Source organism: Haloterrigena turkmenica DSM 5511, assembly GCF_000025325.1.
In the GTDB taxonomy this organism is placed as follows: Archaea; Halobacteriota; Halobacteria; order Halobacteriales; family Natrialbaceae; genus Haloterrigena; species Haloterrigena turkmenica.
The window spans coordinates 1,468,129-1,489,164 of sequence record NC_013743.1; the positions used below are offsets into that span (position 1 = coordinate 1,468,129).

General features: G+C 67.0%; 19 protein-coding genes. 6 read left to right on the forward strand and 13 right to left on the reverse strand.

Going from position 1 to position 21,036, the window contains the following annotated elements; genetic code table 11:
• Positions 1-133: 133 nt before the first annotated feature.
• From HTUR_RS06935 to HTUR_RS27295, 5 genes are all read right to left on the reverse strand, one after another.
• Complete coding sequence (locus HTUR_RS06935) at positions 134-2,044, reverse strand: ABC transporter substrate-binding protein (protein ID WP_012942607.1); 1,911 nt, start codon at positions 2,042-2,044, stop codon at positions 134-136.
• Positions 2,045-2,169: 125 nt separating this feature from the next.
• The gene (locus HTUR_RS06940; protein ID WP_012942608.1) at positions 2,170-2,820 is read right to left on the reverse strand and encodes a helix-turn-helix domain-containing protein; all 651 of its coding nucleotides are present in this window, start codon (positions 2,818-2,820) and stop codon (positions 2,170-2,172) included.
• 107 nt (positions 2,821-2,927) lie between these two features.
• Positions 2,928-4,415: an SLC13 family permease gene (locus HTUR_RS06945; protein WP_012942609.1), complete on the reverse strand. Its 1,488-nt coding sequence runs from the start codon at positions 4,413-4,415 to the stop codon at positions 2,928-2,930.
• A 173-nt stretch (positions 4,416-4,588) separates the two neighbouring features.
• The gene (locus HTUR_RS06950) at positions 4,589-4,981 is read right to left on the reverse strand and encodes a hypothetical protein (RefSeq protein WP_012942610.1); all 393 of its coding nucleotides are present in this window, start codon (positions 4,979-4,981) and stop codon (positions 4,589-4,591) included.
• Positions 4,982-5,219: 238 nt separating this feature from the next.
• On the reverse strand, positions 5,220-5,381 hold the full coding sequence (locus HTUR_RS27295; protein WP_226377488.1) for a hypothetical protein: 162 nt from the start codon (positions 5,379-5,381) through the stop codon (positions 5,220-5,222).
• Between the two features lie 694 nt (positions 5,382-6,075).
• Here HTUR_RS27295 and HTUR_RS06960 point away from each other — a divergent pair.
• Entirely contained in the window at positions 6,076-6,396 is a 321-nt protein-coding gene (locus tag HTUR_RS06960; protein WP_012942612.1) for a HalOD1 output domain-containing protein, read from the forward strand.
• A gap of 64 nt (positions 6,397-6,460) precedes the next feature.
• On the opposite strand, the gene HTUR_RS25500 is transcribed toward HTUR_RS06960, so the two are convergent.
• The 5 genes from HTUR_RS25500 to HTUR_RS06980 all read right to left on the reverse strand — a co-directional run bounded on the left by HTUR_RS25500 (position 6,461) and on the right by HTUR_RS06980 (position 11,078).
• Positions 6,461-6,607, reverse strand: a complete 147-nt coding sequence (locus tag HTUR_RS25500) for a DUF1328 family protein (protein ID WP_012942613.1) — start codon at positions 6,605-6,607, stop codon at positions 6,461-6,463.
• Between the two features lie 332 nt (positions 6,608-6,939).
• On the reverse strand, positions 6,940-7,326 hold the full coding sequence (locus HTUR_RS06965; RefSeq protein WP_012942614.1) for a helix-turn-helix transcriptional regulator: 387 nt from the start codon (positions 7,324-7,326) through the stop codon (positions 6,940-6,942).
• Between the two features lie 446 nt (positions 7,327-7,772).
• Positions 7,773-8,579 (reverse strand): 5'/3'-nucleotidase SurE, encoded by an 807-nt coding sequence (gene surE, locus HTUR_RS06970; RefSeq protein WP_012942615.1) that lies wholly within the window; start codon positions 8,577-8,579, stop codon positions 7,773-7,775.
• Between the two features lie 79 nt (positions 8,580-8,658).
• On the reverse strand, positions 8,659-10,245 hold the full coding sequence (locus HTUR_RS06975) for a small ribosomal subunit Rsm22 family protein (protein ID WP_012942616.1): 1,587 nt from the start codon (positions 10,243-10,245) through the stop codon (positions 8,659-8,661).
• A complete protein-coding gene (locus tag HTUR_RS06980) occupies positions 10,242-11,078 on the reverse strand; it encodes a prephenate dehydrogenase/arogenate dehydrogenase family protein (protein ID WP_012942617.1) in 837 nt (278 codons plus the stop codon). Before HTUR_RS06980 ends, HTUR_RS06975 begins: the two co-directional genes overlap by 4 nt.
• A 193-nt stretch (positions 11,079-11,271) precedes the next feature.
• On the opposite strand from HTUR_RS06980, the gene HTUR_RS06985 reads away from it, so the two are divergent.
• Together HTUR_RS06985 and HTUR_RS06990 are read left to right on the forward strand one after the other, a co-directional pair.
• Positions 11,272-12,003 carry a GNAT family N-acetyltransferase gene (locus tag HTUR_RS06985; RefSeq protein ID WP_012942618.1) on the forward strand — a complete coding sequence of 244 codons (732 nt, stop codon included), beginning with the start codon at positions 11,272-11,274 and terminating at the stop codon, positions 12,001-12,003.
• Positions 12,004-12,050: 47 nt separating this feature from the next.
• A complete protein-coding gene (locus tag HTUR_RS06990; RefSeq protein ID WP_012942619.1) occupies positions 12,051-13,139 on the forward strand; it encodes an NAD(P)/FAD-dependent oxidoreductase in 1,089 nt (362 codons plus the stop codon).
• Positions 13,140-13,508: 369 nt separating this feature from the next.
• Here HTUR_RS06990 and HTUR_RS06995 read toward each other — a convergent pair whose 3' ends face one another.
• The gene (locus tag HTUR_RS06995) at positions 13,509-14,699 is read right to left on the reverse strand and encodes a M24 family metallopeptidase (RefSeq protein WP_012942620.1); all 1,191 of its coding nucleotides are present in this window, start codon (positions 14,697-14,699) and stop codon (positions 13,509-13,511) included.
• A gap of 125 nt (positions 14,700-14,824) precedes the next feature.
• Here HTUR_RS06995 and HTUR_RS07000 point away from each other — a divergent pair, with 125 nt between their 5' ends.
• Together HTUR_RS07000 and aroA are read left to right on the forward strand one after the other, a co-directional pair.
• Positions 14,825-15,973, forward strand: coding sequence for a LolA family protein (locus HTUR_RS07000; protein WP_012942621.1), 1,149 nt, complete (start codon positions 14,825-14,827; stop codon positions 15,971-15,973).
• Positions 15,974-16,071: 98 nt separating this feature from the next.
• Positions 16,072-17,376: a 3-phosphoshikimate 1-carboxyvinyltransferase gene (gene aroA, locus HTUR_RS07005; protein ID WP_012942622.1), complete on the forward strand. Its 1,305-nt coding sequence runs from the start codon at positions 16,072-16,074 to the stop codon at positions 17,374-17,376.
• Positions 17,377-17,384: 8 nt separating this feature from the next.
• Here the strand turns inward: aroA and HTUR_RS07010 are convergent, their stop codons facing one another.
• The gene (locus HTUR_RS07010; protein WP_012942623.1) at positions 17,385-18,401 is read right to left on the reverse strand and encodes a hypothetical protein; all 1,017 of its coding nucleotides are present in this window, start codon (positions 18,399-18,401) and stop codon (positions 17,385-17,387) included.
• 206 nt (positions 18,402-18,607) lie between these two features.
• On the opposite strand from HTUR_RS07010, the gene HTUR_RS07015 reads away from it, so the two are divergent.
• A complete protein-coding gene (locus HTUR_RS07015) occupies positions 18,608-19,750 on the forward strand; it encodes a thiolase family protein (RefSeq protein ID WP_012942624.1) in 1,143 nt (380 codons plus the stop codon).
• A 38-nt stretch (positions 19,751-19,788) separates the two neighbouring features.
• Here HTUR_RS07015 and HTUR_RS07020 read toward each other — a convergent pair whose 3' ends face one another.
• Positions 19,789-20,961 (reverse strand): MFS transporter, encoded by a 1,173-nt coding sequence (locus HTUR_RS07020; RefSeq protein WP_012942625.1) that lies wholly within the window; start codon positions 20,959-20,961, stop codon positions 19,789-19,791.
• Between the last annotated feature and the right edge of the window lie 75 nt (positions 20,962-21,036).

The following is a 21,036-nucleotide window of genomic DNA, read 5'->3' on the forward strand; positions in this document are numbered from 1 at the left end:
GTGGGTCGGTTCGGCGTGACACGCTCGACTCGAGCGGTCGGGCGGTCAGTGTGGCGATTCGTCTCCGATCGGGTCCGATCTCGTCGCGGTCGTTGGAGTCGGTTAGTAGTGTGGTACATTGGTGATCCGTTGCTCATGAGAAGTCGGGCTGGCCGAGCTCCGAGCGGCGTTTGTGGGTGTTCTCGGGCTGAATGCGGTCGACGAACGCGCCCCACGCCTCGCCGTTGGGGAACCGCAGGTTGCCGTCGTCGTCCCAGGTGTAGCCCGCGCGCTCGAGGACGTTCCGGGCTTCCTCGACGTCGTAACTGTAGTCGGTCGTGTCGGCGTTGTGCCACTGGGTGAGCGACGAGATCGGGTTCTCGCCGGCCGGCACCGTCGCCTGCCCGTCGAGGAAGTCGTCGACGAACCCCTGCGAGTCGACCGCTTTCGCCAGTGCGACGCGGAACTCCTTGTCCCTGATCGGCGGACAGGAGAACATGAGCTTCGTGTCGAGCGGCGCGTAGCTCCCGGTCGACAGCTTCTCGATCCCGTCCGTGTTGGCCGCCCGGTCGGCCTGCAGGGTCGAGAGGGTCGTCCCGATGGCGTCGATCGATCCGCTCTGGAGCGAGCCGATCAGCGCGTCGACGTTGCTCACGTTGATCCAGATGACGCTCTCGATGCCGGGGCCGCGCTCGGCCTGCTCGCCGAGGGCGTCGGCCCGCCAGTCGTCGTCGAACATCCAGTGGTCGTCGTTGCGCGTGGCCTCGAATCGGGTCCCCTGCTCCCAGTTCTCGAACTGGAAGGGGCCGGTGCCAACGGGGGCGTCCGGGTTGTGCTGCGACGGGTTGTCGACGTCCTCCCACCGGTGTTTCGGGAGGATGACGCTCCGGACGACCCGTTGGGTCATGAACGAGGCGTCGGGGTTCGACAGCTCGAACCGGACCTCGTGGTCCCCGAGTACCTCGACGGACTCGATCGGCTCGTAGAACGGGACCTGACTCGTGGAGGAGTACTCCTTGTACAGTTCGACGGTGAACTTCACGTCCTCGGCGGTGAACGCCTCGCCGTCGTGCCACTCGACGCCCTCGCGCAGCGTGAGTTCGACGGTCGTGTCGTCGACGAAATCGCCGCCGGTCGCCAGTGCGGGGGCCACGTCCAAATCGGGCGTCGCGTCGAATAACCCGTCGTAGATGAACGTAAGTCGATTGGCCTCCGCGCCGCCGGCGGCCCACGGCAGGTTCAGCGAGTTCATCGACGTGGTGACGCCCTTGACGTAGGTCCGGTTGTCCGTCTCGGGCTGGAGGTTGACCTCCGTCCAGACGAACGAGTCCATCGTCGGGCCGTTCCCCGGCGTCTCCACGTAGCCGGTCCATCGGTCCGTGTTCACCGCCGTGATGATCTCCGGGAAGAGCGTGATGAGCGCCCCGACGTCCTCGGCGAAGAGTTCCTGTGCCCGGTCGACGAGCTCCTCGCGTTCGGCCCGATCGGTCGTCTGGGCCTGCTCGGTGAGCACCTCCTGGAGTTCCGGATGGTAGTAGTTATCGTAGTTCGAGAGCGAGCCCTCGGTCCGCCGCATCAACAGCGGGTTCGGATCGAGCCCCCGCTGCGGGTCCGGTCCGTGCGTACTCATCGAGACGATCGCCTCGAGTCCGCGCGTTTCCCAGCTCTGGGCGTACAGCTGATTCAGCGGACGGTCGTTGAGTTCGACGGCGATACCCAAATCGCCGAGCCCCCGCTTGACCATCAACGCGTGTTCGCGCATCCACGGGTCGTCCTCGCTCGAGAACTCGACGGGGAACCGATCGAGCACCGCACCGGCCGTCGCGCTGTACTCCAGTGGCGGCGAGTCGGCGTCGATCGTCTCCCACTCGCGCCAGTACTGCGTCTCGACCGTTTCCGGTACCCCATCGGGCGCGTCCGGCTCGAGGCTGGTGCCGCGACTGCCGCTACAGCCCGCGAGCACGCTCGTCCCGAGCGCCGCGGCGGCCGTGGCGACGTAGCCGCGTCGCGTGAGTCGGTCACCTCCCTCGGTGGCCGATCCATCATGATTTTCTTTGGTCGTCATCCACCCCCACGTTACGGACTAACTAGGTTCGGTTTACTCCCTATCGGCCTCGATAGCTATCGTTCTTTAAGTCAGGTCGTCTATATCAGGCCGATGTAATAAATGGTTGACACCAGAAAGGGGCCTCACTCTCGCGGACCGTAGATGAGTTCGAGGAGGGTTCGCTCCGCGGTCCGTAATCGTTCGCTCGCCGTCGACTGCGCGATCTCGAGTTCGTCGGCGAGTTCGGTCGCCGACGTCTCTCGCGGGATGTCGAAGTAGCCGTTCTCGTAAGCCGTCTCGAGGACTGCCAACTGCTCGTCGGTGAGCTTCGAGACGAGGACTTCGGTCAATCGTCCGCTGTCGAGCGGTTCGCCGGGGTCCTCGTTCTGGGTGACCGACAGCAGTTCGAACTCGCCGAGGGTCTCCTGGACCTCGTCGGCCATCGCCCGGAACTGATCCCAGTCGCGGGTCGTCACCACGGCCTCGAAATCGTCGTTCTGGAGGACGATCCGGTTCGGAATCGCCTCCTGTCGCAGGACGAGACTCAGGATGAACGGATACGATTCGTTGGCCAGGATCGTCAGCCGGCGAATCTCGAGGTCGTCCGACGCGGTCGGGATCTCGCTATCGTAGAACAGCGACACGCCGGAGATCTCCTCGACGACGGCTTCCGGATCGAACTCGGCGTTCGACGTGACGGTCAGAGACTCGATCCACGTCCCGTCTTCGACGTAGAACGCGTTGTCGAGCTCGATGCTCCGGACGTCGTCCAGCTCCCGCCGGAGCTTTGCCATCACGCCAGTCGGCGCCGTCGTGAACTCGATGCGTAGAATTGGCGACCCTCCCTACGGGGAAGAGTCCGACCCGTTCATATATACCTCACGCTTATCGCGATCGGTTGTCAGCCCACTAACGGCCAGTAGACGAGCCACGAGGCGGCGGCGACACCGACGGCGAGCATCATCGTCACGAGGCCAAAGGAGGCGACATCGCGGTGCGACAGCGGTCCGCGGTCCATCGACACCAGCACCGCGGTCGTGTTGAACGGGAGAATCGTCGTCGAGCCGACGACCAGCAACACGGTCAGCGCCAGATACAATCGGTTGACGTCGAAGACGGCCGCGAGCTCGAGGACGATCGGCAGCGCGACCACGATCGCCGCCGAGCCGGTCGAGAACAGAATCCGAATTCCGACGGCCAGGGCGATCAACACCGCGACGAGCTGCCACTGGGCGAGCGCCGCGAACGGGATCCACCGCGTGAGGGCGTCGACGATCGCCACGATGGCGCCGGTCGTCTCCAACACGTCGAGAATCGACAACATCGCGCCGACGAGGAAGATGATCCCCCAGTTGACCCCCGCGATATCGTCGGCCGTGATGATGCCGACCTGAGGTAGCGAGAGCACGACGACCGCGGCGACCGCCGGGAGCACCGTGGGAATCCCGACGAACGAGCCGCCGATCCAGCCCGCGATGGCGCCCAGAAGGACGAGCGCGACGAGACGCTGGTCTCGAGTCAGCGAGGGCGATCCGTCGCCGTCCGTCTCCAGTTGCGGTTCGTCGACATCTGTCCTCGGTTCGGTCCCCTCCCCGTCCGCCTCGAGTCGCGTCCCGGCGGTTGCGCCGAGCGTCGTCTCGCCGTCGACAGCCGCGAACAGGCCCGCACAGAGCGTCGCCGCCGCGTACAGGGCGATCGTCGGCGGCAGCATCAACACGGCCCAGTCGACCCAGGTGATCGGCCGCACCGAGGTCGCGATAATCTCGGAGGTGACCAGCGCCATGCCGCCGCCGGTCATCAGCGCCATCGACCCGATCGGGTTGACGTGACCGAGGACGAGAAACGCCCCGGTTTCGAAGCCGTCGTCGCCCGCGCCGAACGCGGCCGCGAGCCGCTTCACGATCGGGATGAACGTTACCGCGCGCGCCATCGCCGACGGCATCACCAGCGCCAGCGCGAGGACGCTCCCGGCGACCGAGCGCAACGCGCGCCGCGGCGTGCTCTCCGCCGTCAGCAGTCGGCGCGCCAGCCGCCGGTCGAGACCGACGCTCGTCGTCGCGTCGCCGAGCAGCAACAGGAGCAGCAAGAAGAAGACGAGCGTTGACGTAAAGCCCGTCGCGGCCGCGTCGAACGAATCGACCGTCTCCAGCGCGAACAGTAACGTGACGCTGAGCACGCTCGAGACGACGTACGGAATCGGACGCGTCAGCCACAGGACGAGCGCCGACGCGAAGACCGCCAGCGCGCGTTGTCCCGCGACGGTCACCGCCGCCGGAGGAGGAACCATCGTCCCGACCGCGAGGATGGCAGCGGCCGCGAGCAGCCCCAGGAATTGCCGCGACGTGAGCGTCGTCTCCGTCCCTGCCCGCGCATCGTCCCGATCAGCCATTACCAGCACCGTCGTCGGTTCCGGTGAAGAAGCTGGTGACACCGCGGTCGAGAACGAAGCGGGACAGCGTTGCCGCTAGAAACGAGTCGTTACCGGGTCGGAGCGGACGCGAGCACTACGAATGAGCCCGAGGGAGCCAGCCCAGGGTGTCACCCCCGACCGCTACCGCGCCGTCACGCCTCGTCTCGAGTGCGCTCGGCTTCCGCCCGCGCCTGCTCGATCTTCTCGTCTAACTTCTTCGTCACGGTGTATTTGAACTCGTCGGGCATCTGGCCGTAGTTGATTTCGACGGTCAGCATGGCGTCGCAGCCGTCGACGATCTCGGGCGCCCAGCTTCCCTGCGCGAGTTTCGACTCCTCGGTGACTACGGCTTCGCCGTCCTCGACGTCGATGAACGCCGTCACCGTGTTCCAGATGGAGGGGTTGCTCGTGGTCGCCTCGTCGAACAGGCCCTCGAGTCGCGAGTCCCGGAGCTCTTCGGTCGCGACCTCCTCGCGTAACGCCTCGAGGGCGTCGGCCAGCGCCTCGTACTCCGCCGCCGGTCGCTCGGAATCGTCGAGGATCATCGTCCCCACCTCGCGTGGTCGTGTGGATGCATCTTAGCTAGCATTGTGGCTGGACGACCAAGTCTTCCACGTTACGCGGCGTTCGCGATCCCGGTCGCGGCCGCCGCTGACCGATGTCGAAGGGGGCGCGTCGACGGCGGACGGCTAACTGCTGTCTTCGATAAGAGTATCCGGTCGATACGCGCGACTATCGGTACCGGTGGCGGCTCGTTCCGCGTCGCACCCCCGCTCGCGGTCGTCAGCCAGTGTTCGGATCCGGCGGCGACTCCCCCTCGGAGTCGTCGGCGACCTCGAAGCGCGTCGCGCCACAGGAGCACCCCTCTTGGCCGATGACGCGAATCGTCCCGTCGGGCCACTGTCGGGCCGCGTAGACGGATCCGCACTCTTCGCACACTGCCATAACCCGCGTTACGTCGTCTTTGTGAGCCATCCCCGAGACGACAGAACGCAGATTGCGCGAATTAAACTTGCTACTTGGAAAATCACAGTCAACTACAAGTAATCACCTCGGAATTCGATAAAGATCACCGAACGAGTTTTCTCAACATTCGTTTCGATGAGAGCGAAACGAACGAAAGGGCCAGCGCCGTTCCGATCAGTAAACCCGGATCCCGTCTGCCGGTCTCGAATCGCCGGATCCGATTTGCTGCCAGCCTAACGCCGTCGCGATCGCAGCCCAACCGTCGGGTTTCGCTACGTCAGAGAATCGCTGGCAGTACCGAACGACGGTACTATCGTCACGGCGATACAATCAGGAACGCCGTACAGGACCCTGAAGAGTCGTTCTGTTGGATTTAGTGACAACCTATTTATTATTGGTCCGCTGGACGGGGCACCCGTGACGATGATCGACCAATGGTGGGGTTCCACGCGGGTGGCGTACCGGAGATCGGCTATCGTAGCATCGCGGCTCGGTCAACGCGGGCGGAACGGACGGCGGTCTCTCGGACGCGAGGCGTTCCGTTGGGGGGCGATTGGCGCCTCGAGCCCCGGCCGGCGATCCGTCCGCCGGGGTCGCGCCGTTCGACCCCTATCGGCCGTCGCTGCGAGCATCGTCGCTCAGGTGCGTGCGCGTTCAGAGCGAGGCGCCGACGATGGATAACAGCCGGTCGCGGTCCCGCTGGGACCCGCCCTCCCGTCGGACGGAAGACGAGATCATCGTAGACGTCGTCCAAGCGCTGGCCACCGCGGATCGACTCGACCTGGACGAAGTCGAGTACACGCTCTACGAGTACATCAACCCGGCCGTCCTGACCGAACTCGCCGCCCACGATGGCGGTAGCTGGAAGTTCACGTTCGAAATCGCCGACCACGAGGTGACGCTCACCAGCGACGGCCGGCTCTTCGTCGACGGCGTTCTCTGCCGGGATGACCTGGCGCTCCAACGGTCCTCGTCGACGCCAGCTTACGGGTGAGCGTCGATTGCCCGCTCCCGGTCAGTCGCACCGGTCGCGATCGATACCCCTGCCGTCCCCGCGGTCACAGCAACAGCGAGACGACCGCGAGGACGACGAACACCAGCACGAGCCACTTCGCGATGGTCATCGACAGCCCGGCGACGCCGCCCGCACCGAGCGCACCGGCGATGATCGCGATCACGAAGAACAGCAGTGCGAGTTCTAACATATCTCTACAGAGGGCTGTTTGATGGATATGGATTCGGCCTTCGTACGCCGTCCACACCGGGGTAGCGCCGTCGCGGCGATATCTCTTGTCGACCGCCGCAACCGTTCGGTCGACTCGACTTACAGGTGATCCTGACTCGAGTCGAGTGCCCCGAACCGAGAGGGGGAACAGCTTCAGCCGGCCGGCGCCGCCTACAGCCGACGCTCGAGTCCGGACGCAGACGTAACAGTGGAAAATCAACCCTCGAGAACTCGAATACCGTCGACCTCAGCCTCGTCGAAATCGTCCCGGCGTCCCGAACGCGTTCGCGTCGATCCGGTAGTCGGCGAGCGTTACTCGTTGAGGTGGGAGCGGTATCCCTTCGGCTCGAACCCGCGCCGGCAGACGACTCGTTTGCGACCGACGGTGATCGCACTGACCTGCCCCTCGTCCTCCATGCGGTCGATGACCTCCTCGAGGTGCTCGTCCGACCAGCCGGTCTCCTGGCGGACGGTCGATCGATCGACGCGGCCGCCGCGTTTGACGAGCAGTCTGAGAATCTTGTCCTCGTCGGGGAGGTCGTGTTCGTCGACCCCGTACTCGATCTCCTCGGCGTAACTCAGTGTTTCGTCCTCGCTGTCGTCCGATTCCTCGCCCGTCGTCTCGCCGTCTTCCGTCTCGCCTGTCGAACCGCTCGACCAGAGCGAGGAAAGACGGGTCCAGAGTGCGTTGAATACCATCCGTTGATCACCCTCCGTGGTCGCTAGTTGTGTCCGTTAGATACCGATCTACCTTGCTTTTGTGTTTCATTTGGTACCTATCTCTGTAGCTGCTAATTATGGTCTGACTATCGTAACGCCGCGGTCGGCGAATAGCACGGGCCTTGCGACCCGCAAGTCGATTATCTCGTCATCGAGCAGACACGCGGTCTCGCCGCGACGCGACGTCACAGCGGACCACGCGCGCAGTGGCCGTTTCGGGCACGCTCGAGGGCCACAGCTGTCGTCCAGCGTTCGACCTCGGCCCTCGCCATGACTGATCGTTCACCATCCCGATACAAATCAGTTCGGTAGCGGTCGGCAACGGCCGCGTTCCCCTTCTGATGACGACGGCGCCGGTCGTCGCGTCGCCGTATCGCACGGCCGACCCGGTAGATCACGTCGATCATTCGCCGGTTTCGGACCGATTATCGCTCCGTCGGGCCGACGGTCTCCGAGTACGCGTCGGCCAGCGCCGACAGCCCCTCGTGGCGGTTCGTCGAGTGCGGGGCGGTCAACGGCGAGACGCTGATCCGTCCCTCGACGACCGCGCGGCGGTCCGTCCCGTCCGGATCCGGCAGCGTCTCGGGGTCCATCCGCTCCCAGACGCGGTCCTTGAGGTGGACGCGACCGCCGTCGCGCTCGGCGTCCATCTCGTAGCGCTTCGAGGGGCGGGTGACCTCGAGCGGCGCCGGGTCGCCGTCGGCCAGCGGGACGTTGACGTTGAGGTAGGCCGCGTGATCGAAGACGCCCGCCTCGAGGGCGTTCTCGACCAGATAGGAGGTCACGCGCGTCGCCTCGGCGAAGTCCTCGGGATGCAGGTCGATCTCGCTCAGCGGCCCTCGTTCGGGCGGGACGTACATCGAGGTCGCGATGGCGGGGACGTCGAAGAACGCGGCCTCGACGGCGGCGCTGATCGTTCCCGAGCGCCCGAGGACGTACTCGCCCAGATTCGCGCCCTCGTTACAGCCGGCGACGACGATATCGGGGAACGGCCCGAGTTCGGCCAGCCCGGCGACGACGCAGTCCGAGGGGGTGCCGTGGACGGCGTACCCCAGCTCGCGGTCGTCGACGTCGACCTCGTGGGACATCGAGCGGCCGCAGGCGCTCTGGTCGGTCGCGGGGGCGACGACGGTCACGTTACCCAGCTCCGAGAGGGCGTCGTACAGCGCCCGGATCCCGGTGCTGTCGATCCCGTCGTCGTTGGTCAACAGGATCTCGAGGGGGTCGCTCATATCCGTCGGGTCGGAGGCCGGGGCGAAAAGCCCACCGCTTCAGCAGGTCGTATGGCGGGCCGGTTCCGGGGCCGATCGCTCAGCCGATGCGGTCGACGATCGTCTCCTCGTCGACGACCAGGTTGTACGCCTCCTCGTCGTCGTTCCAGAGCGCGAGGATCCGTTCGAACGAGCAGACCTCGCCGTAGTCGGCCTCGAGCAGCGGCCGGTTGAGCGAGGTCTCGGACGTGATGACGGCGTAGTGGTCGATCGCCTCGCTGCCGTCGCTGATCTTGAACAGCGGGTTGGAACGCCCGCCGTGATCGCCGCCGTCGCGGTCGTGGTCGCTCAGCGAGCGGCTGAGTTTCGCCGCGACGAGGTCGATCCGATTCGGCACGTGCCGGTCCATCTCGGCCATCTGCGCCCAGTCGCTGGTCTCGAGCGCGAGGTCGATCCGCCGCTGCCCGTCGAGGCGCAACAGCGAGGTCGAGAACTGGACGTCGACGTTGACGAACTCGCCGGGGGCGTGGTCCTCGTCGTCGGCCGGCGTCGCCTCGTCGAGTTTCCGCTGGAAGGAGGGGACGGCGAGGTCGGGTCTAACGTCGAACGTCCAGCCCCGGTCCGTCGGGCGCTCGCCCCGCCAGAGGCGGACGGTGGGTCCGTAGACCGTCACCAGACCGCGCCGACGGGCAGCGGCACTCCCCTGTCCGGCCGCTTCGGCTTCGCCGTCGGCGTCGGGCTCGTCGAAGCCCATCTCCGCGGGCGTCCACAGTCGCTCGTCCTCGAGTTCCCGCTCGAGTTCGCGCAACTCGACGCTGGTGTTCTTGTCCGCCGGCGCCATCGCCAGCAACGTCCCGTCGGGCGCGAGCGTCTCGAGGGCCGACCGCAGGACGGCCGCTGGCTCCTCGAGTTCGCTCAAGACGTTGCAGGCGAGGACGAGGTCGAAGCCGTCGTCGGGGGCGGTGGGATCGAACGCGTTGTCAGTGTCCGAACCAACCGCTGCGGGATCGAACGCCTCGACGGTCGTCCGGTGGATCGTCGGGTGAACGTTCGGCCCGGTCTCTTCGAGCAGATCCTCGAGCACGTCGGCGGCCGCGCTCGGCTCGACGGCGTGGTAGTCCAGCAGGGCGTCCTCGGGGAGGTAGTCACAGAGCCCCAGCGCGGGGCCACCGACGCCGGCACCGATGTCGAGGACGCGGAGCGACCGCCCCAGCAGGCCGCGCTCGGCGAGGTCGTCCAGCGCGTACTGGACGGCCGCGTAGTAGCCCGGCAGGTGGTAGATCGCGTAGCCGGCGGCGACGTCGTCGTCGTACTCGACCGGCCGGCGCTCGAGGTAGCGGCGCTTGAACCGCCGGGTCGTCGACCGCAGGAGCCCGCCCGTGGCGTCCTCGTGCCAGTCGACGCCGTAGCGCTCGACCAGCAGGTCCTCGAGACGCTGTTCGTACGCTGCTGGGAAGCGCTCGACGGGGCCGCGGTTGGGCGCGACGGGATCGTCCTCGACGGGGACGAAGGTACCGTCGTCGCGCTCGATCAACTCGAGTTCGGGCGCCAGTTCGCGGAGGTGCTGGCGGACGACCGCCGGGTGTGGGTTGCCCTCGACGTACTCGCAGATCTCGTCGGGGTCGATCGGGCGGACGTTCTGCAGGTACTTCGCGTTCGAGCGGACTGAGTCGCGCTGGTCGCTCATCGGGTTGATCCTCCGTTCGTCTCGCTGTTCGGTTGTCCGTTCATTTCGCTTTCCGTCCGGCCGTTCGGTTCGTCGGAATCGGTCGCCGCGTCGGACTGCCACCGATCGGCCGCCTCCTGATAGAGGGACTCGAGTTCCTCGCGGTCGGCGTCGGCGACCGTCGCAGCGGCGTCGGCGATCGCGTCGGCGCCGTCGAAGACCTCCTGAATGTCGGCGTAGACGCGGGGCGTCCCCTCGGTCATCTGCTCGGCCAACGTCTCCAGTCCCTCGTATATCGGCGTCTCGAAGCCGTCTGGGACCGGTTCCGTGGCCAACGCGAACGACAGGACAGCGGCGTGGGTCGCCGCCTGAACCGTCTCCATCGCGTCGTCGTGTTCCGTCGCCGTCGTCTCGACGAGGTCGTTGCCCCGCCGCTCGAGGGTCTCGAGCAGTGCGTCGATCGTCGGCCCCGTCTCGTCGCGAACGACGGCGATCGATCCCGGCGCGCGCTCGGGCGCGAACAGCGGGTGGAGGCTCGCCCGCTCTACGTCGGGCGCGTGCGTCGCCATCGCCTCGAGGGGCGGTCCCATCACGCCGGAGACGTCGACGATCGCCGCCTCGGCCCGGTCGGCGTGGTCGGCGATCGCGTCGACGGCGTGGGTCATCGGCACCGCGATGCAGACTACGTCGTAGCTGTCGGTCCCCTCGAGCGCCGCGGTGTCGGCGTCGTCCCCGACCGCGTCGGCGGCGGCGGCCGCGGCGTCGGCGTCGACGTCGGCGAACGTCACCGAGGCGTCTACGGCACGGCCGAGCCACGTCCCCATCGCCCCCGCGCCGACGATCAGTACGTCCATCGGCCCCTGCTACCGTCCGGCGTCGCAAAAGCGGTTCGATCGATCGGCTTCCGTGACCGTCCGCTCACTCGAGGCGTTCGCATCGGCCGCCGGCCATCCGTCGATTCGCCGAACGTCCCGTTCCGGATGGCTATTTCCATGCCATGTGTTATCTACTCCCAAATATTAAATCGTCGGTCTGCGTACTGGCCGTATGGGCGTGATAGAGCGGCCGACGTTTTCGTCCGACGCCAGCAGACGGATCTACGAGTACGTCGAGCGAAACGGCACCGTCGCGCGACACAAAGTGATGGACGTGGTGTCGCTGCCGTCCGCGGAGTTCGAGTCCCACCTCGAGTCGCTGAAGGCCGACGGCTACCTCGAGGAGGACGGCGGCACACTCCAGATTGCCGTCGAGTTCGGCGCGGTCGCGGAACACGAGACCAACGAGCGCACGTTCGTCGTCCGGCCGGGACGCCAGTCCGACTTCGACGGGCTCATCGAGACGATCAGGGACGTCACGGCCGAGGAGACCTACGTCGTCGCCGAGGCCATCGCCGAGGAACTCCTCTACGAGGACGCCGTCACCAGACACAACACCGTCAAGTCCCGAATGTTCTTCGTCGCGACGATCGACGGCGACGTCGTCGGCTGGACCCACCTCGACCTCCCGCAGGTCGATCAGCTTCGGGGGACCGCCCAGCAGACCGTCGGCGTCCGCGAGGCCCACCAGGGACACGGGATCGGAAGCAAACTCCTCCAGCGGGGCCTCGAGTGGGCCGAAGCCAACGGCTACCGGAAGGTGTACAACAGCGTGCCCATCACCAACGACCGCGCTCTCGAGTTCCTCACCGAACACGGCTGGGACACCGAGGCGATCCGCCGGAACCACTACGAGATCGACGGCGACCCCGTCGACGAGGTGATGATGGCCCGCGAGCTGTGAGCGGACGGTGCCGGGATTCTTGATCGCCCGGGCCGTGAGTCCCGACCATGACACGGATCGGAATCGTCGGCGCGGGTGCAGCGGCGGCCGCCGCCGCGTACGCGATCGAGGAACGGGACGATACGTCCGCGAGCGACGACGTTTCGGTGACGGTCCTCGAGAAGTCCGGCGGCCTCTGCGGGCGCGCGGCCACCCGCCGGCGCGGGGACGTGACCTACGACTACGGCGCGAACTACGTCAAATCCGACGACGAGCGGGTCGTCGACCTGCTCACGGAGGCTCTCGAGACCGACGGGCTGGTCGACGTCACCGACCCGGTCTGGACGTTCGATAGCGGTGGTGAGATCGCCGAGGGTCGGGACGCCGACGACCACAAGTGGACCTACGAGGCGGGGCTGACCCAGATCGCCAAGCGTCTGTTCGACCGAACCGACGCGACGATCCACCGCAACACGCGCGTCGAGACGATCCATCGGGAGCCGGCCGCGGGGACGTGGCGCCTCGAGGACGACGCGGGCGACCGATGGGGGCCGTTCGACGTCCTCCTGTTGAACCCGCCGGCGCCCCAGACCGCCGACCTGCTGCGATCGGCCGAGTGGGACGTCGACACTGACGCTGACGCCGAGACTGGTCTTCGGGATCGCCTCGCCGACGCGGTCGAGGCCGTCCCCTACCGAACGATCTGGACGGGCGTGTTCCACTACCCGTTCGAACTCGACGTCCCCTACTACGCGCTCGTCAACACGGACAAGACCCACGAGATCGGGTGGATCGGCCGCGAGGAGTGCAAGCCGGGGCACGTCCCCGACGGCGAGTCGCTGCTCGTCGTTCAGGCCAACCACGAGTGGTCCGTCGACCGCTACGACGACGACCCCGACGCAACCCTCGAGGCCCTCGCCGAACTGACCGCCGATCTGCTGGGCGACGAGCGCCTGCTCGAGCCCGACTGGACGGACCACCAGGGCTGGCGCTACGCCTTGCCCGAGGACGGCGTCGATCGCGAACCGGTTCGGGCCGCCGAGGACGTAGGCCTGTACTGTCTCGGCGACTGGGTTGCCGGCGAGGGGCGACTCCACGCCGCGTTACGGAACGGGCTCGAGGTCGGGGAGCACGTCGGGGAGCATACGTCGAACTGAGAACTCGACCGAGAACCGACGTGCTGCGGCGCGCGCTGAGGGGCGGCGAACGAAGAGTGAGCCAGCCCGCGAAGCCGTGCGAGGGATGAGCGAGTGAACAGCGTGAATGAGCGAATCGGCTGGGGAGGACGTGGCGATTCAGTGTTGCCACGGTAAGCGAGACGCTTCGTCCACGGATCCGCTGCAATCATGGCGACGGGGTTTTCCACGCCCTCCCCAGCCGATTCGCTCGCTCTCTACGGTCGCTCGCTCATCCCTCGCGCAGCGTTATCCACGCGGTCTCGAAAACTACTCGACCGCGTCGACAGCGCGCGCCACCGCAGATCGAATGGGACGGGTCCGACGCCGGACGAGCGTCGACTCTCGAGTTCAGTTGTTCGCCCGTGGCTCGAGTCCGATGCGATAGTCGGTCAGGTTCTCGTAGCCGTCCTCGGTGACGACGATCAGGTCCTCGATGCGCACCCCGCCCACGGCGGGGTCGTAGAGGCCAGGCTCGATCGAGATCACGTGGCCGGGCTCGAGTTCGCCGCCGGCGGGCGAGACGCTCGGCTGTTCGTGGATGTCCAGCCCGACGCCGTGGCCAGTGCTGTGGATGAAGCCGGTCCCAGTGCTCGGATCGCTCCGAAGGGTCGCGTAGCCCGCGTCCTCGATCACGTCGCAGGCCGCGCCGTGGACCTCAGCGCCGGTGGCGCCGGCCTCGACGGTCTCGAGGGCGGCCTCGTAGGCTTCCCGCGTGACCTCGTACCGTCGCCGCGCCTCCTCGCCCGGATCGCCGCGGGCGAAGGTCCGGGTCATGTCCGCGAAGTAGCCCGTCTCCTTGTCCCGCGGGAAGATGTCGATCACGATGAGTTCGTCGGCCGCGAGGGGGCCGCTGCCCCGATCGTGCGGATCGGCCGCGTCGGCGCCGCAGGCGACGATGGTCTCGTCTAACGCGCAGCCGTGGCCCAACAGCGTGATCTCGATCGCCTCCGTGACGCGCTCGCTGGTCAGCGGCTCGCCGTCCTGCACCAGAATTCCGTCCTCCACGTCGGCGGTCGCGATCAGCTCCTCGGCGCGGGCCATCGCGGCCTCGTTGGCCCGCTGACTCGACCGAATCTGCTCGAGTTCCCAGTCGGTCTTCGTCGCGCGGATGTCCTCGACGATCCCCTCGGGTTCGACCGTCACTGCGAGTCCCCGCTCGCGGAGGCCGTCCGCAGTCCCCGTCGGAAAGTTCTGCGGGACGGCGATCGATTCGACGCCATGGTCCTCGAGAAACGCCGCGAGCGCGCGACTCTTGGCCTCGTAGGCGCCGTGCTCGGCGACGAGATCCTGGTAGTCGTAAGTCGACAGCCGCGTCACGGAGTCGGCGCTCGAGTTCGCCGTCGCGCGGCCGTACTCGAGTCCCGAGACGAGCAGGTGAACGCCGTCGTCGGTGACCAGCGTCTGGTAGGGGTCCGGCGCCGTGAAGCCGGAGACGTACCGCTGGTCGGCGTCCGAAGCGTCGTCGTCGATCAGATAGCCGTCCAGCCCATCGGTCTCGAGGCGCTCGCGCAACGGGGCGAGGTCGACGTCGAGTTCCATAGCGGGTGTGCGAGGGGCGACCACATAATGCCGACGAGTTCAGTTCCGTTCGCTTCGGTCGCTGAACGCGAGCACGACACCGGCCAACCCACAAACTTACAAATTCCGACGACAGTCACTCGTGTATGAATCGTCGACGGTTTCTGACGACTGGCGTCGGCGCCGGCGTCGCGCTCGCCGGCTGCGTGAGCTATCCGTCCGCCGACGACGGCCCCTCGAGCGAGGCGCTGCTCCGCGACGCGATCGAGACGCGCCGCGGGCTGCACGATCTCAGGGGCCGTCGAACGCTGACGGTCGAAACCCCGTCGGAGACCGTCGAACGAACGGAGCGCGTCGTCCGGCAACCGCCGGCCAAGCAGCGCCTCGAGGTCCTCGAGTCGACCGATCCGGACGCGCCGGTCGGGTCGGTCACCGTGACTAACCGCGAGATGACCTGGGAGTACAACCCTGAGGAGGAGCTCGTCGACCTCCAGTTTCACGGCACCAAGGTCGACGCCGATCGGACGCTGCGGGTCCTCGAGGCCTTACTCGAGGACTACCGACTCGGCTACGAGGGGACGACGACCATCGATGGCCGGGACGCCCACGTCATCGAGACGCGGCCACCGGTCGAGGAGACGGGGCGGCGGCTCAATCTCGTCGTCGGCGATACGACCTACGCCATCCCGCTGTCGACCGACGATCTCGAGGACCTCGAGGTTTCCCGGACGATCGCTATCGACGACGAGTACCGGTATCCGGTCAGAGAGCGCAACGAGGTCCGCGACGACGGCGAGATCCGTTACCAGCTGACCGTCACCTACGAGGACCTCGCGATCGACGAGGGCGTCGAGTCGGAGACGTTCACCTACCAGCCGCCGGCCGACGCGACGGTCGTCACCGACGGGACGAAACCGGAGGGGATCTTCGACTCGATCGACGAGGCCGAGTCGGCTGTCCCCTACGACCTGCCGGAGGCGGTGCTCCCCGACGCCTACCTCCTCGATCGCATCACCGTCGTCGAGCGGGACGAGGAGTACGGCGGCGTGACGACGACGCTGTGGTACAACGATCCGAACGTCGTCGCGCGCGAGCTGTTCATCGTCGTCCGCGAACAGGCGCGGTTCGATCCGGACGTCCTCGAGGAGATCGAGATCGACGGCCGGACGGCCTACTACCGGGACGGCCGGATTCAGAGCGTCTTCTGGGACTGCGACAACCTGAGCTACGAGGTCTCGAGTCTGGTCGACGGCGAGCCGATCCGGGAGATCACGGCCTCGATCGGCTGTCCGTGAGCGTCCGTCGCGGGCGATCGGAGCCGCGCCCGGGATAGCCGATCGTCAGCACTTCGCAGATCGGTATCGGTAAGGCGGGGCCAGCCCACAGAGCGACCATGAACGTCACGATCACGCCCTCGAGCGTCGCCGGATCGGCGCGGGCACCGCCCTCGAAGAGCTACACGCACCGAGCCATCCTCGCCGCGGGCTACGCCGACGAGGCGACGGTCCGGGACGCGCTCTGGAGCGCGGACACGCAGGCGACCGCACGCGCGGTGGATCTCTTCGGCGGCGACGTCACCCGGGCCGGGGACGCGACCCTCGAGATCGACGGCTTCGACGGGCGGCCCGAGGTCCCGGCGGACGTCATCGACTGTGCGAACAGCGGGACGACGACGCGCCTCGTCACGGCCGCGGCGGCGCTGGCCGACGGCACGACCGTCCTCACCGGCGACGAATCGCTGCGCTCGCGGCCCCAGGGCCCGCTGCTCGAGGCGCTGACCGATCTCGGCGCCGAAGCCTACAGCACCCGGGGCAACGGGCTGGCGCCGCTGGTCGTCACCGGGCCGCTCTCGGGCGGGACGGTCTCGATTCCGGGCGACGTCTCTTCCCAGTACATCACGGCCCTGCTGATGGCCGGCGCCGTCACCGACGAGGGGATCGAGATCGACCTCGAGACCGAGCTCAAGTCCGCGCCGTACGTCGACATCACGCTCGAGGTGCTCGCGGACTTCGGCGTCGACGCTCGCGAGACGGACGAGGGCTTCGCGGTCGACGGTGGCCAGTCCTACCGGCCCGCGGGCGGCGAGTACGCCGTCCCCGGCGACTTCTCGTCGATCTCGTACCCCCTCGCGGCGGGCGCCATCGCCGGTAACGAGGGCGACGGCGTCCGCATCGAGGGCGCCAACCCGAGCGCGCAGGGCGACACCGCCATCGTCGAGATCGTCGAGCGCATGGGCGCCGACGCCGACTGGGACCGCGAGAGCGGCGTCATCGACGTCTCGAGCGCTCCCCTCACGGGGATCGAGGTCGACGTCGAGGACACCCCCGACCTGCTGCCGACGATCGCGACGCTGGGCGCCGTCGCAGACGGCGACACGCGCATTACGAACGCCGAACACGTCCGCTACAAGGAGACCGACCGCGTGAGCGCGATGGCCGAGGAACTGGGCAAGCTGGGCGTCGAGACCACCGAGGAGCGCGACTCGCTGACGGTCCACGGCAGCGACTCCCGACTCGAGGGCGCGACGGTGCAGGGACGGGCCGACCACCGGATCATCATGGCGCTGGCGCTCGCCGGACTGGTCGCCGAGGGCGAAACGACGATCGAGGGGGCCGACCACGTCGACGTCTCGTTCCCCGGCTTCTTCGAACTGCTCGAGGAGTTGGGCGTCGCCCTCGAGCGCGACGGCGGGCAGTAGAACGGCTCTTACTCGGGAATCTCGAAGCGGTCGAGGACGATGGTGTGCGCTCGCTCCGGCCCTCTCCACGTGACCGCGAGGTACTCGCCGGCGTCGGCGCTCGGCACCGCGACGGTGAGTTCGTCGCCGGGGGTCACCTCGCCGGAGAACTGCGTCTCGGTGAGTCCGCCTTCGAACCCAACCTGAACGTGCTCACCCTGGAACGTGGGACCGTCCTCGTGGACGATCGTCACCGCCTTCGCGTCGGGATCGTACTCGAACGAGAGCTCGACCACCGGAGCGGGGTCGTTCTCGTCCGCTTTATCGTAATCCGGGTGCGTCGACCCGACCCGGATGGGTGCTACGACAGCGCCGAGTACCGATTCCGCGTCTTCGAGTGCCGACGCGTCCCACTCACTGTTCGTGAGGAACACGCTTCTGAACTGGTCGGGCTGTACGTTCGTGGGCGGCGTCTCGCCGTACTCGAGGGAGGCGCGGTAGACGCCGTCGTGGTGTTCGGTGAACCCCGCGTCGTGGCCGGTGACCGGTTGTTCCTCCGATTCCGTGTAGAATCGCCCGATCCAGAACTGGTGGGTGTCCATGCCCTCGTAGTACGTCTCGTCGGCGTAGGCGCGGACGACCCAGTTCTCGGCGTCGGCGTCGTAGACCGGGGCCAGAAAGACGTGTGCCGCGTCGTCGGTCGTGTCGATGGCCGGGTCGACGACTACCTCGGGGGTCGATTCGGTCGATTCATCGGTATCGACCACGCGTTCGTACCCCCAGACGATTTCGGGATCGCCGGCGTAGGATATCTCTTGAGGGTCGCCGATCGATACCGATCGGTCGCTGACGGCGTCGACGTCGACCCGGTAGACGCCCTCGCCCGCGGGCGAGAGGTCCGTCGGAGGCTCGTCGTCGCCCGAGTTCGTCGACTGGTCGTCGTCGGTTTCGGAACCGTCATCGGGGGGATCGTCGCTCAAACAACCCGCAGTACCGGCCGCTCCGGCGGCGAGCGTCGCGAGGAGGAGTTGGCGGCGTCGGACCATACCGATAAGTTGTCAGATAGACAATTAGCTTTTTTGATGCCGAAGGATACGAAATAATAGGTCGAAGCGGCGTCGATAGCCGTCTATTCCCGTAGCGCCTTCTGCTCGCGTCAGCGTGCGTGGGCCTCGAGTGGGATGGTCCGGCACCGCGCGATAGGGTACCGAAGGAGGTACTTATTTACGTTCACGAAAGATCATTCTATACAATGGCAGGAAATACGCCGGTAATCGTTAGCGCTGTTAGGGCCGCACAGGGAAAGGAAGACGGTGCCCTCGCGGACGTTCGCAGCGAGGACCTCTCGATTCCGCTGGTCGACGAGATGCTCGCGGAGACGAGCCTCTCGAGCGAGGACGTCGACGACCTTGTCTGGGGCTGCGCCCAGCAACGCGAGGAGCAGCGGACCAACATCGCTCGCCAGATCGCGCTGTTCTCGGATCTGGGCGAGAACGTCCCCGCGACGACGGTCGACCGCCAGTGTGCCTCCTCGGCGCAGGCGATCATTCAGGCCGCGGACTCGATCCGGGCGGGCCGCCAGGACGCCGTCATCGCCGGCGGGGTCGAGAGCATGAGCCGCGTGAAGATGGGGGCCGCCGAGAGCGGATCGATGTACCCGAAACTCGACGAGGAGTACGGGATGGAGAACCTCATGATGGGCCAGACGGCCGAGAAGGTCGCCGAGGAGTTCGACATCAGCCGCGAGGAGCAGGACGAATACGGCGCCCGCAGCCAGCAGCGCGCGGTCGAAGCGACCGAGGAAGGCAAATTCGACGACGAGATCGTCCCCATCGAGACGGGGGACGGCGTCCACGACGAGGACGAGGGGCTGCGCCCCGGCACGACGACTGAAAAGCTCGCCGAACTGCCGACCGTCTTCAAGGAGGACGGCACCGTCACGCCCGGCAACGCCTCGCAGATCGCCGACGGCGCTGCCGGCCTCATGCTGACCAGCCGCGAGTTCGCCGAGGAGAATGATCTCGAGATCATGGCCGAGGTCGGCACCAGCTACGTCGCCGGTGTCGATCCCACGATCATGGGCGTCGGTCCCGTCCCTGCGACTGAGGGGCTGCTCGAGCGCGCCGGTCGCGAGATCGACGACTACGGGCTGTTCGAGATCAACGAGGCCTTCGCCAGCCAGACGATCTACTCCGCGCGCGAACTGGGGATTCCGATGGACCGACTGAACGTCAACGGCGGTGCGATCGCCATCGGCCATCCGCTGGGCTGTTCCGGCGCGCGGCTGCCCGTGACCCTGATCCACGAGATGAATCGCGAAGGCGTCGAACGGGGCATCGCGACGGAGTGCGTCGGCTTCGGGCAGGGCGCAGCGATCGAGTTCGAACTGCCCTGAGGCGGTCGTCTCGATTTTTGCGTCGTTCTCGAGTGTCGTCAGTAGCCGAGATCGAACGCTCGGTTCACGCCGAGCGCGAGGACCGTGATCGAGAACAGTCCGGCGAGAACGAGAAACGACGGCCCCCAGCCGAACAGGTCGGCCAACAGGCCGACGCCGACGGAGCCGGCAGCGCCGACGACGGTGTAGACCGTCCGGACGAGTCCGAACCCGGCACCGCGCTCGGCGGTTTCGAACTGGTCGAGGAAGCGCGGGTCGAGCGCCGCGAAGAAACTCGAGCCCAGTCCGGCCAAGACCACAGCGGCGGCGACGGTCACGCGGCTCCGGGCGCCGACCAGTCCGAAGAGGCCGATCGCCCCCGCGAGCATCGAGCCGCCGATCGCGATGTCGCGTCCGATTCGATCGGAGAGGTCGCCGAGGAAGAACTGGCCGACGGTTCGCACGACGAAAAACGCCGAGAAGGCCGTTCCGGCGGCCGTCGCCGAGTAGTCGTGGTAGGCGACGAAGAACGTCGGGAGGAAGGTGAGCAGCCCTTGGACGATGAACGTGCCGAGCATGGCGACCGCGAGCGTGAAGACGATCGCTGGCCGCGAGAGCAGGTCGACCAGTGCGGCGAGTTCGAACCGGTCGCGCATCGGCTGTTCCGGTCGTCGCGGCTCAGTCGGGCGGATCTGCCACGCGAACAGTGCGAACACCGGGAGGCCGACGCCGAGAACGAGCGCGAGCGCGGGCCGCCAGCCGAACCGGACGCCGACCCACGCCGCCGCGACGGGCGCGACCAGCCCGGCAAGCGGACCGCCGATCGAGTGGATGCCCACTGCACGACCGAGTTCGTCGTAGGTCCGCGACAGCAGCGTCGTCGCGACGGCGTAGTGCAGTCCGGCGACGGCCCCGAGGAGGACGGCGAGGACGACGAAGGCGGGAAACGCGGGCGAGAGGGCGAGCAGGAGGCTCGCGATCGACGTGCCGCCGACGGCGACGAGGATCACTCGTTTCTCCCCGTATCGGTCGCCGAGGACGCCGCTGGGGAACTGCGAGAGGCCATAGGCGAGCCACATCCCCGACAGAGCGAACCCGATCTGCGTGTTGGAAACGGCGAAGTCGTCGACGATGAACGGAATGACCGGACTGATCGCCATCCGAGCGAAGTAGGTGACGAAGAACGCGAGCAGACAGAGGACGAGTACTGTCGACCGATACTGCCAACGCATGAATTCCGTCCGCCGGTTTCGGAGAGACGAGGATAAGGCCATCGAGACACGGCTCCGACGGCGGACGACCGCGAG

Bases quoted from the DNA above. Each gene is read 5' to 3' on its own strand.
- HTUR_RS06935 (WP_012942607.1), bottom strand. From the start codon at position 2,044: ATGACGACCAAAGAAAATCATGATGGATCGGCCACCGAGGGAGGTGAC.
- HTUR_RS06940 (WP_012942608.1), bottom strand. From the start codon at position 2,820: ATGGCAAAGCTCCGGCGGGAGCTGGACGACGTCCGGAGCATCGAGCTC.
- HTUR_RS06945 (WP_012942609.1), bottom strand. From the start codon at position 4,415: ATGGCTGATCGGGACGATGCGCGGGCAGGGACGGAGACGACGCTCACG.
- HTUR_RS06950 (WP_012942610.1), bottom strand. From the start codon at position 4,981: ATGATCCTCGACGATTCCGAGCGACCGGCGGCGGAGTACGAGGCGCTG.
- HTUR_RS27295 (WP_226377488.1), bottom strand. From the start codon at position 5,381: ATGGCAGTGTGCGAAGAGTGCGGATCCGTCTACGCGGCCCGACAGTGG.
- HTUR_RS06960 (WP_012942612.1), top strand. From the start codon at position 6,076: ATGGATAACAGCCGGTCGCGGTCCCGCTGGGACCCGCCCTCCCGTCGG.
- HTUR_RS25500 (WP_012942613.1), bottom strand. From the start codon at position 6,607: ATGTTAGAACTCGCACTGCTGTTCTTCGTGATCGCGATCATCGCCGGT.
- HTUR_RS06965 (WP_012942614.1), bottom strand. From the start codon at position 7,326: ATGGTATTCAACGCACTCTGGACCCGTCTTTCCTCGCTCTGGTCGAGC.
- surE (WP_012942615.1), bottom strand. From the start codon at position 8,579: ATGAGCGACCCCCTCGAGATCCTGTTGACCAACGACGACGGGATCGAC.
- HTUR_RS06975 (WP_012942616.1), bottom strand. From the start codon at position 10,245: ATGAGCGACCAGCGCGACTCAGTCCGCTCGAACGCGAAGTACCTGCAG.
- HTUR_RS06980 (WP_012942617.1), bottom strand. From the start codon at position 11,078: ATGGACGTACTGATCGTCGGCGCGGGGGCGATGGGGACGTGGCTCGGC.
- HTUR_RS06985 (WP_012942618.1), top strand. From the start codon at position 11,272: ATGGGCGTGATAGAGCGGCCGACGTTTTCGTCCGACGCCAGCAGACGG.
- HTUR_RS06990 (WP_012942619.1), top strand. From the start codon at position 12,051: ATGACACGGATCGGAATCGTCGGCGCGGGTGCAGCGGCGGCCGCCGCC.
- HTUR_RS06995 (WP_012942620.1), bottom strand. From the start codon at position 14,699: ATGGAACTCGACGTCGACCTCGCCCCGTTGCGCGAGCGCCTCGAGACC.
- HTUR_RS07000 (WP_012942621.1), top strand. From the start codon at position 14,825: ATGAATCGTCGACGGTTTCTGACGACTGGCGTCGGCGCCGGCGTCGCG.
- aroA (WP_012942622.1), top strand. From the start codon at position 16,072: ATGAACGTCACGATCACGCCCTCGAGCGTCGCCGGATCGGCGCGGGCA.
- HTUR_RS07010 (WP_012942623.1), bottom strand. From the start codon at position 18,401: ATGGTCCGACGCCGCCAACTCCTCCTCGCGACGCTCGCCGCCGGAGCG.
- HTUR_RS07015 (WP_012942624.1), top strand. From the start codon at position 18,608: ATGGCAGGAAATACGCCGGTAATCGTTAGCGCTGTTAGGGCCGCACAG.
- HTUR_RS07020 (WP_012942625.1), bottom strand. From the start codon at position 20,961: ATGCGTTGGCAGTATCGGTCGACAGTACTCGTCCTCTGTCTGCTCGCG.